Here is a 12,253-nt window from a genome sequence, read left to right as displayed (position 1 = left end):
TATGGAAAGTGTTACCCAAACATCCGCAGGTCAATATGTGACCCGGCAACCCCTTCTTCAAAACAGTGACCAGGTGCTGCCTTTAGTAATTTCCCCGGTTTCTCCGGAAGTAGATCTCAAAGAATGGATCCAGGCGAATAAAGAAAGGTTCGAACAGGATCTGCTAAAACATGGAGGTATATTATTCCGTGGTTTTAATATAAAAACAGTAGCTGATTTCAATGATTTTATGGGCAGCTTTGATACCGCTCCGCTGCCATATATGTTCAGATCATCCCCCAGGCATGAGCTGGATAACAAGATCAAAAATATCTATACGTCTACCATCTATCCCAATGAGCGGACCATCAATATGCACAATGAATCTTCTTATAGCCGTGTCTGGGGCCAGAAGATCGTCTTCTGTTGTATTGTGCCTGCTAAAGAAGGCGGTGAAACGCCTATTGCTGATTCCCGTCGCGTATTGCAGGATATAAGTCCTGCGCTGGCGGATAAGTTCAGGCAGAAAGGTGTGAAGTATCGTCGCAACCTGTTGCCCGACCTCGGAATGCCCTGGCAGGAGGTGTTCCAGACGGATGATCTGAAAGTAGTAGATGAAACATGCAGGAAGAACAATATTAAATATGAACTGGTGGGTGAAAATCATATGGTGATAGAATGGGTGAAAGCGGCAGTCGTAAAGCATCCCCTCACACAGGAGGAAACATGGTTTAATCATGCATTCTTCTTTCATCGTTTCTCCCGCTATGAAGAACTGGAATTGGATCATGATGATTTCTTCCCCAGTGAGTACCTGACATCTGAAACATTCTTCGGAGATGGTACCGAAATCACCTCTGCAGAATATAACGAAATAAAAGCCGCTTACCAGAAAAATATGATTGCTTTCCCTTATCAGCAGGGAGACATCATTTTCCTGGATAATATGCTGGCAGCACACGGCAGAAATCCTTACAAAGGTGACAGAACTATTGCTACTGCTATTATTGAAGCAGTATATGATACCGAGAATATAGCGTAACCCCATAGGAATATATTATGAACAAGCAAGAGCTTTTGGTATACCTGAGAAACCTGGACGTGGTCCTGGACCTCGATAATGATGGTAACCTGGATGTGGAGGTGCCACAAGGTGTGCTCAATGATGAACTGATCGAAAAGATAAGAGCAAATAAACCGTTGCTGACAGAATACCTCCGGGAAATGCGGGGACAACAGCAATTGGAAGTGCCCATCCCTGTGGCTCCCCCGCAGGAAAGCTATCCATTATCCTCTGCACAAATGCGGGTATGGTTGACTGAACAAATGGAGGAGGATAGTAATGCCTATAATATCAGTACGGTCATGGAAGTACCAGCAGCGCTGGATCCCGTTGTATTCGAAGCGGCCATCAATGCAGTTATCGACCGTCATGAAATATTAAGGACCACTTTCAGGGAAGATGAGCAGGGCCATATACGGCAGTTTATAACAGCATCATCCAACGCGCAGTTCAGGTTGCATTTCAGGGATCTTTCAGCCGGGCTGGAAGCGGAGCTGGAAGCCAGGGCACTCATCGCGAAAGATAGTCAACAGCTGTACGACCTCCCGGCAGGGCCTTTATTCAGGGTGATGTTGTTTCGCCTCAGTCCATCCAGGCAATTGCTTTATTTCAATATGCACCATATCATCAGTGATGGATGGTCAATGAATGTGCTGGAAAGAGATATCATGCACTATTATGAAGCCTTTACCAGTAATAAAGAGGTAACATTACCTCCGCTGGAAATTCAGTACAAGGATTATGCATACTGGCAACAAGCGCAGCTGCTTTCTTCCACGTATGCCCTGCACCGGGATTTCTGGTTATCCCGGTTTGGTGGGGAACTGCCTTTATTCGAATTGCCGGTACAGTCTCCAAGACCATCCAGGCGATCGCATAATGGGTATTCATTTACCCTGCAGATTGACAAAACAGGCGTAGCTGCATTAAAAGAAATATGCAGACAGCAACAGGCAACTCCTTTCATGGGATTACTGGCCGTTTTGAATGTGCTCATGTATCGTTATACCGGCCAGGAAGACCTGGTGATTGGTACATCTGCTGCGGGGCGCGAACAGTCATCCCTACAGCAACAGATTGGATTTTATATCAACACATTGCCGCTCCGGTTTCAGTTGAAGGGGCGCGATACATTCCGGCAACACCTGGCATCCGTGAGGAATGATGTGTTAGAATATTTACAGCACCAGGATTATCCCTTTGAAAAACTGGTAGAAGATCTGGGCATCAAAAGAGATGCCAGTCGTTCTCCATTGTTTGATGTGATGGTCATCCTGCATAATGAAAAGGAACAGACCCTGCCTGTGGTGAATGACGACCTGGTATTGCATGGAGAACAAGCGATCAAATACGACCTGGATATTGATTTTTATGAAGCGGATGAGGCATTACTGATGAAGGTGGGTTTTAACACGGATATTTATGAAAGAGATAATATTACGAGGCTGGCCCGTCATTATGCTGCATTACTGCAAGCGCTGAGTGAGCAACCGGATGTAGCATTGCAGGCAGTGGATTACCTGGATGCAGGGGAGCGGGATTTGTTGTTACATAAATTTAATGATACAGCTGCTCTTTATCCCGCACAGGAAGGCGTAGCTGCATTATTTGCCAGGCAGGTAAAGACTTCGCCAGCGGCGACTGCATTTAAAAAAGGAACGGAGACAATTACCTATAAGGAACTGGATAAAAGAAGTAACCAGTTGGCTGCATTTATCCGTGAGCAGGGTGCCGGCGAAGGCCAGCGGGTGGCTATTTGTTGTGCACCATCCATTGAACAGGTGATTGCCATTCTTGCTGTTATAAAGACAGGTGGAATTTATGTGCCTGTCGATATTCACAATGCGCCGTCCCGGGTAGCGCTGATACTGCAGGAAGCTGACCCTGTATTGATTATTACTGATGGCGGATTGCCACTGCCAGGGGAAGGAGCGCCTGTGATTCATCTCCGCACCGATGCTGCCCGGATTACCGCAATACAGGATACGGCCATTACGATACTACCCATAGATGAAAACAAGGTCTTCTGTATATTATATACTTCAGGATCTACTGGCAGACCAAAGGGTGTGGTGATCAGGGAAAAATCCGTGATGAACCGCCTGCACTGGATGTGGAAGAATTATGCTTTTGAAGCAGAAGAATGTAGTGTGATGAAGACGTCTACAGGCTTTGTGGATCATATCTGGGAGCTGTTTGGGCCGTTATTGGCCGGGGTGAGCAGCGTTATCTTTACAAAAGAAGAGCTACTGGATACTGCTGAATTTATCCGGCAATTAGCCCATTACCAGGTTACCCGTATAGTACTGGTGCCCTCGTTATTAAAAGCCATCCTGCAAAAGCTGGAATCTATGGATGTTTCTTTACTGGAACATCTTCGCTACTGGACATGTAGTGGTGAGCAGTTGAGCGCTGATCTGGCCTATGATTTTTATTCTATATTCCCTGATCATATCCTGCTGAACATCTATGGCTCTACCGAAATCATGGGAGATGCTACCTGTTATAATACGGCTTATCAATTTGGGAACGGTAGCTTACCTGGTGAAGCGATTCCCCAATTTAGTCTTTCCATCAAAGACGATGTGAATGGTTTGATAAAAGAATTTAACAGCAGGCAGGAAATTATCAAACCACTGCCTTCCAGGGAAGCGTTGGAGAAATTCTATGATGTTTCCATAGATAAAGCCTGGACGCCGGAAGAATATGTGGACTTTCTCCGAAATGACCTGCTGCCGGGTATCGTGAATGTTTCGAGTCCTAATTACCTGGGGCATATGACCAGTACGATTCCTCCTTTCATCAAGGACCTGAGTGCACTGCTGATAGAGCTGAACCAGAACCTGGTGAAGATTGACACTTCTTTTGCCGGCAGTACGATAGAGCGGCAGGTGATTGGTATGATGCACAAGGTTGTGTACCGGATGCGCTATACCTTTTATAAAAAGCATTTGCAGGATGCACAGTACTGCCTGGGGGTAGTCACCAATGGGGGAACTATATCAAATATAACTGCATTGAGCTATGCATTGAATAAAGCACTCCCCGCCGGAGATGGTTTCAGGGGAATTGTAGAAGAAGGGATTGTGAAAGCATTGGCGCATTTTAAGTATAAAGGGGTGGTAGTTCTCAGTTCCAGGCTGGCGCATTATTCTATTAATAAGGCCATGAGGACGCTGGGGCTGGGTACTTCGCAGGTATATAAATTTGAAATTGACAAAGACGACCTGGAAGCAGGCAGAAAAAAACTCGTTGATTATATTGAGCGGTTCAGGAAAGAAGGCATGCTCGTGCTGGCGATCATTGGAGTAGCGGGAGCTACCGAGACCGGCCGTATAGATCCACTGGAAGAACTGGCCGACATTGCAGCACAATATGGAATTCATTTTCATGCGGATGCTGCATTTGGAGGAATGTTACTTTTCTCTGCCCAGTTAGCGAAAAAGCTGAAGGGCATACAAAGAGCAGATACGGTGACGATTTGTGGTCATAAACAAATGTACCTGCCAATGGGCGCCAGTGTATGCCTGTTCCGCTCTCCTGATTTTGCCTCTTTTTCTGAGAATAATACATTTTACCAGGCCCGGAAAGGTAGTTATGACCTGGGGCGTTTCAGTATAGAAGGATCCCGTTCATTTGTTTCCCTATTGTTTCATGGTGCGCTGAAGATGCTGGGCGCAAAAGGATTCAGTGACCTGATGGAGATGAACTACAACCGGACACTGTTGCTGGCAGATAAAATCGGTCAGCGGGATAACTTCCAGATCACGACGGTGCCTGAGATGAATATTCTTACCTACCGGTATATTCCCACTGCCTTACTCAAAAAATTCAGGGCTGGTAACTTATCAGCCGAAGAATTACAATTTGTTAATGAGCTGAACAGGAAACTGCAAAAGGCAGAATTTACACAGGGAAAATATTTTGTTTCCTTTACTGAAATTGAATTTGATCATCCGGCAGTAGGAGTGGAGAGAGAGCGGGTAGTGGTATTAAGGGCGGTGATTATGAACCCTTATACGACCGCTGCAGATTTTGATGCCATGCTGGATGAGCAGGCTTTTATTGCTGCTCAACTTGAAAGCGGAGGTCAATTCAGATTGCCGGGTTTATTATTACAGGAAAGCACTGGTAGGTTTATTGATAAGAAAAATAAAACTGTTCCTATTGGAAAGCCAATTGCCAATGTTAGTGTATATATACTTGACAAGAATGCACAGTTGTTGCCGATAGGTGTACCCGGTGAGATCTGCATTGCAGGAGATGGTGTGGCAGCAGGGTATTTTGCATTACCCACCACGACTGCTGAAAAATTTGTACCCACTCCATTTGGAAAAGGGGAGATCATGTATCGTACGGGAGATATTGGCTACTGGCTGCCCGATGGTAACATAGAATATATTGGCCGTACAGATGACCAGGTAAAGATCAGGGGAAACAGGATAGAGCTGGGTGAGATTGAATATGCCATGCAACAGTTGAATGGCATTTATGAAAGTGTGGTACAGGCACAAAAAGATCACAAGGGTTCATGGCGGATAAATGCATTTTACAGGGGAAAGAATGATTATCCTGCAGATATCATCAGGCAACAGTTACTGGTTTACCTGCCTGATTATATGATCCCTTCCATGTTTATCCAGGTAGAAGAGTGGCCAATGACAGCCAGTGGAAAGATTAACAGGAAGGCGTTGTCTGTTCCCGATTATTATCAGCCTGCTAATGATAATGATGTGGCGCCTGTGAATGAAACGGAAACCCGCATTTGTTCTATATGGAAAGCCTTACTGGAACTGGATACGATGCCAGGTACTGCGGCAGACTTTTTCAGTCTTGGAGGGCATAGTCTGCATATCATGCAACTGGCCAACCAATATAAAGCCAGCTTTGGTGTGCATGTGTCTGTGAAGGAGTTATTCAGGCATACCACTATCCGTGCGCATGCCAGCCTGATACCAGGTAAAGGTGTTGCTTCCCCCGCGCTGCTCCTGCCTGTTACAGATGCACCTGATTACCCCGTGTCCGATGGGCAACGGAGGATCTGGATCTTGAGCCAGCAGGCGAGTGCAGCCAGTGCTTATATTTTGTCCGGCTCATTTGAAATGGAAGATGCAGTCGATGTAGATGCCCTGCAAAAAGCGGTGAACGCCATTGTACAGCGACATGAGATATTGAGAACAATTTTTATTGAAAAAGAAGGCCAGCTGCGGCAGGTAGTACTGCCCGCTGAGCTATCAAATATTACCATAGCATTCATTTCACAGGATGAAAAGCCTTTTCAGCTCGATAAAGGACCGTTATTGCGTATTGGATTAGTGGCTAATGTGCTGTATTATCAAATGCACCATATCATTAGTGATGGATGGTCATTAGAAATACTAAGAAAAGAAATTTACAGTGCTTACCAGGACTATTGTAATAATAAAGTTCCCACGCTATCGTCCTTAAAGATTCAGTACAGGGATTACGCGGTATGGCAACAGCAGCAGTTGAATACCGCTGACCGGGATTACTGGATGGAACAATTGGCAGGACCGCTTCCGGTGACAGTATTCCCTTCTATTCGTCAAAGGCCGCCGATCAAGTCTTACAATGGCCATGTATTTTCTGTGCGTATCAGTAACCGTATTGCTTCGGATTTTGCTAAACTGTGCCAGGATCATGAATGCTCCCTGTTTATGGGGTTAATGGGTGTATTAAACACATTGCTATACAGGTATACAGGTGCTACTGACAACATTATAGGGACTTCTGTCGCAGGCAGGAATCTACCGGAACTGGAAGACCAGATCGGTTTTTATATCAATGCGCTTCCCCTTAGAATGCAATTGGTGCCGGGTGATACATTTACCAGTGTGCTGGAAAAGATAAAGCTGGTCATACTGGATGCTTTTGATCACCAGCTGTATCCATTTGACAGGCTGGTAGATGAGCTGGGCGTAAAAGGAGATATGAGCCATTCTCCATTGTTTGATATAATGCTGATCCTGCATAATGAGCGGGATAATAAGCAGGGATCTTATATGGAGCCTGACAGGATATATTATGAAGGGCGGGTAGCTGCAAAGTTTGATCACCTGGTCTATTTCACGGAAAGACAGGGTGGGCTGGATATGAGTGTAGAGTTCAATACGGACATCTATGATAGTAAGGGCGTGCAACAGTTGATGCACCATTTTATTTATTTGATGCAGCAGGTTGCTGCAAAGCCTGATGTGCAGCTTGACCAGGTGGAATATATGTCTTATGCAGAGAAAAAACAGCTGATTGATTTACTCGAAGGACCTAAACGGGAATATGCTGATCATAATGTATTAAACAGGCTGGAAGCTATTTGCCGGCAATACCCTGAGCGGATTGCTGTGCGGGGTATCAACCGGTCATTCAGCTATGCAGAACTGGATGAGCTGTCCCGTAAAATCGCGGGGTGGTTATCTGCTCATTACCAGGTAGGATACAAGGATCTTGTAGCTATACAGCTGGAAAGAAGTGAATGGCAGGTGCCGCTGGTGTGGGGGATCCTGAAGTGTGGGGCCGCCTATGTGCCTGTTGATGCAAGATACCCGGCGGCCAGACGCGCGATGATTGTGCAGGATAGTAAATGTAAGCTAGTCATTGAACAGGATACATTAGCAGCTATGATTGCTGGCATTGAAAGTGCACTTGTGCCGGTATTACCTGCGATAGCTGTAGCCCCTGCTGATCTTGCATATGTGATCTACACTTCCGGCTCTACGGGTATACCCAAAGGTGTAGCCATTACACACAGGAATTTATATCATTACCTGGAACATTGCATTGACAATTATTTCAATGATGCAACCTTGCATTACAAAATACCGTGGTTCACTACTTTGTCATTCGATTTGACTGTGACCAGCTTCTTTGGGGCTATTCTCAGTGGTGGTGAGCTGATCGTGTACCCGGAAGCACAACCGGTCATAGATAGCCTGGAAGATATCTTCTTTAAAAGTGACATCAATTTTGTAAAATGTACACCTGCTCATATACTTTTACTGGAAGGGCATCAGCAGGGTACATCGTGGGTGAGCCAGGTGGTGGTAGGCGGAGAAGAATTATTGCCCCATCATATTGCCTTATTGCAACAGGTGAGGGATGATATCCGGATTTACAATGAATATGGTCCTACAGAAACGACCGTTGGTTGTACCGTAGCATTCATACAGGGGCCCTATGGCAAAGAAAAAGTAGCAATAGGCAACCCCATCATGAATACGTATGCCTATGTGCTGGATGAGCAGGGACAGCTGGTTCCGGAAGGTGTGACAGGCGAATTATGTATAGGAGGCGATGGGGTAGGCCGCGGATATTTGTATAATGAAACCCTGACCAGTGCGAAATTCATTGCAGACCCTTACCGGCAGGGTCGTACCATTTATAAAACAGGCGATAAAGCCAGGTTACTGCCGGATGGTGCTCTTGATTACCTGGGCAGGGCGGATAACCAGGTGAAAGTACGTGGTTATCGTGTAGAGCCCGGGGAAATTGAAACTGCTTTATTGAAGGAACAAGGTATTCAACAGGCCATCGTCATGGCGTTGGGGAATGGTCATGAGCAGCAGCTAATAGCATGGATAGTCGCTGCACAGGAGGTGGATACAGAACAGTTATCTGGCAGACTGTCAGGTACCTTACCAGTGCATATGATCCCTGATCGTATTATACAGCTAGCTGCCATTCCATTGACACAGAATGGAAAGGTAGACAGGGCAGCCCTGGCAGGACTGTACAAAGAGGAAGCGCAAAAGGGCAGGTATATAGCCCCCCGCAACGCGACGGAGCTAAAGGTGCAAAAGATATGGCAGGAGGTATTGAAGCTGACAACTGATATTGGTGTGATGGACGATTTCCTGTCAATGGGAGGCAACAGCATCCGCTTAATGCAGTTATTTAACCGTTATTACCGTGTATTCGGTGTGAAGATAACGTTGGCCGATTTGTTTGCCAACAGTACGCTGGCAGGGCATGCGCAGTTAATTGCCCGCCTTCCGGGGGGTATTTACGAGGAGATTGCAGTACTGGAAACACAGCCTGACTATCCGGTATCTGATGGACAACGCCGGATCTGGGTATTGAGCCAGATGGAACATGCCGTGAGATCTTATAACCTGGGTGGACATGTATTATTACAAGGTCATTACCAGCTGGCCTACCTGGAAGAAGCCATCCGGCTGGTAACCGTACGCCATGAAATACTGCGCACGGTATTCAGGGAAAATACTGCCGGAGCGCTCAGGCAGGTGATCATACCCGCCCCATTGTTCCATGTCGCTCCTGCATACAGCGAGTATGAGCAATGGGATAGCGATATCGCCAGTCAGCTCATCACAACAGCTATCGAAGCACCCTTCGATCTTTCAAATGGTCCCTTGTTTCGCATTGGTCTCGCCCGGTTTGGCAATGATCAATACCTGTTATACTATACTTTACATCATATCATCAGTGACGGTTGGTCATTGAACATTTTGCAGCGGGAAATTGCTGCCTGTTATGCATCGCTCGTAAATGGCGTGAAGCCTTCCATTGCTCCTTTACGTATTCAGTATAAAGAATTTACTGCCTGGCAGCAAAAGATATTGGATGCCGGCAATGTGAAGTTACACCGCGATTTTTGGTTGACCCAGCTGGCAGGCGAGCTGCCGGTGCTGCAAATGCCTTCCGTAAAAGTACGTCCATCGGTGCTAACATATAATGGTCATGCGCTGGGCTTCCTGATCGATGGCAAAAAAAGAGATCAGTTACGCGCATTGTGCCAGAATAACCAGGCGACCCTTTTTATGGGTCTTATTGCGGTGCTCAATGCTTTATTGTATCGTTACACCGGGCAGGAAGATATCATATTAGGTACGCCTGTGGCAGGACGTGAACATGCAGAGCTGGAAGACCAGATCGGTTTTTATGTGAATACCCTGGCATTACGGAACAGCATTCATGGAGAGGACTCGTTTTTGCATGTAATAGGCGCTGTCAGGAAGCAGGTAATTGCTGCTTTTGAGCACCAGGTTTATCCTTTTGACCGGTTGGTAGAAGAGCTTGGTGTAAGGCGCGATCTGAGCCGGTCTGTCCTGTTTGATGTGATGATTATGTTGCAGAATTTCCAGGGTGCAGAAAAGGAGGAAATTGCTGCCGGCATATTGGATGAAGGCGCCTGTGGGATAAAATTTGATCTTGTATTCGACTTTTCTGAAAGGGCAAATGGTATTTACCTCCGGCTTGAATATAATAACGCTATTTATGATGCCGCATTTGCCACACAGCTGATCCGGCATTTTGAAGCATTGATGAATGGTTTGTTGGAAAGCCCGGCAGCCCCCCTGGGTGAAATAAATTACCTGTCCGGAAAAGAGGTGCATCATTTAGTACAGGAAAATAATGCCACCAGTTCCTGGTATCCTGACAGGGAAAGTGCATACTCTCTATTCAGGCAACAGGTGGCTGCCCGCTATTTGCAGCCGGTCCTGGTAGAAGATGGGGCTGTGCTCACGTATGGTGAGCTGGATCATCTCAGCAATCAACTGGCGGGTTATCTGCAGCAGGCAGGTATTGGAAAAGGTTGCCTTGTTCCCGTATTCCTGCACCGGTCTGCCATGCAGGTGATTGCTATCCTGGGTATTATCAGGACAGGTGCAGCGTATGTGCCTATTGATCCCGCTTATCCCGAAGAGCGGGTTGCATATATACTATCGGATTCAGGGGCGAAGGTTGTGCTGTCGAATCATGCATTATCGCCATTGTTAAACAAATTTAAAGGTATACAGGTCCTTAGCCTGGACAGTGAGCATCCTTTACAGCATACAAATGTGCCGGTAACTGTCACTCCGGATGACCTGTTATACGTCATTTATACTTCCGGGTCGACCGGAATGCCGAAAGGGGTAATGATCGCGCATACTTCTATGGTGAACCTGGTACACTGGCACCAGCAAAGGTATGAGGTAGCGCCGGGAGATGCTTCCACGATGATGGCAGGCCCGGGGTTTGATGCCAGTGCACTGGAGCTGTGGTCTGCTTTGCTCACGGGTTCCGTGCTGCATATAATACCTGATCAGCTAAAGCTGGATAGCCATCGCCTGATGCAATATTATTCCGACCACCACATTACGCATGCCTTCGTACCACCTGCACTGGTGGGAGAATTAATCCACATTCCTGCACCCCTTCACCTGCGGTTGAAATATGTGCTGATTGGAGGTGACAGGCTGCCCTACCTGGATGTAAGCCAGTTGCCTTACCGGTTGGTGAATCAATACGGCCCTACAGAAGGTACGGTGATGGTGACGGATCATATCGTAGGCAGGGAGGAGACAACGGCATCACCTATCGGGAAGCCCCTGGCCAATACGAGAATCTACATACTTGATACAAAAGGTAACCCGGTTCCTGTAGGTGTAACAGGAGAGATTCATATCGGAGGGATCCCGCTTGCGAGAGGATACTGGAATAATGAGGCGTTGACTGCTGAAAAATTCATTCAGCCTGCAACAATCGGGGAGCGTATTTATAAAACGGGAGATACAGGCAGGTGGTTGCCCGATGGCAGTATTGCCTACCAGGGGCGTACAGACGAACAGGTAAAGATTCGTGGATACCGGGTAGAACCTGGAGAAATTATACACCGGTTATTGCAGGTCCCCGGCATTACGGGAGCGGTGGTGACGTCTTTCACAGGTACCGACGGACAGTTAAAACTGGCGGCTTATTATGAAGGTCCATTGCCGGTAACCGGGTTAAGGGAGATACTATTGAAAGGGCTGCCTGAATATATGGTTCCTTCTTCATTTATACACCTGGAGAAGCTGCCATTGACCCCTAACGGTAAAATCGACCGGCAGGTATTACCTCTTCCGCAGGAACAGCCGGGAAGATCTTCCGGTGTGTTAGCTGCCAGGGATGAAGTAGAAGCCTCCATGGTGAGCATCGTTGCTGAATTATTGGGCAGGGAGCCGGGTACGATCAGTATAGATGATAACTTCTTTGACCTGGGTGCTACTTCACTCACGATGGTAAAACTTGTTAACTCAATTACCGCTCATTTCAACAGGCCACTGAATGTAGTCACGTTGTTCCGGTATCCCAATATTCGTTTGCTGGCCGAGGTCTATCAACAGGTGCCCGGGAATAATGAACTGATGGCTGAAAATGCGGGTCAGTCAGACGATGTATTTAGCTTATTTGAAGAATCCTAGCATT

At 46.6% G+C, this 12,253-nt stretch carries 2 protein-coding genes; both read left to right on the top strand.

The genetic code is table 11. The annotated features are described in order from the left end of the window. The first annotated feature begins 1 nt into the window (after position 1). Complete coding sequence (locus QQL36_RS28105) at positions 2-1,021, top strand: TauD/TfdA family dioxygenase (RefSeq protein ID WP_321567544.1); 1,020 nt, start codon at positions 2-4, stop codon at positions 1,019-1,021. Between the two features lie 17 nt (positions 1,022-1,038). Next, entirely contained in the window at positions 1,039-12,249 is an 11,211-nt protein-coding gene (locus tag QQL36_RS28100) for a non-ribosomal peptide synthetase (RefSeq protein ID WP_321567543.1), read from the top strand. The last annotated feature ends 4 nt before the right edge of the window (positions 12,250-12,253 follow it).

Origin of the sequence: Chitinophaga sp. LS1 (genome assembly GCF_034274695.1) — a bacterium.
Lineage (GTDB): Bacteria > Bacteroidota > Bacteroidia > Chitinophagales > Chitinophagaceae > Chitinophaga.
This window is presented reverse-complemented; position numbering and strand designations above follow the sequence as displayed.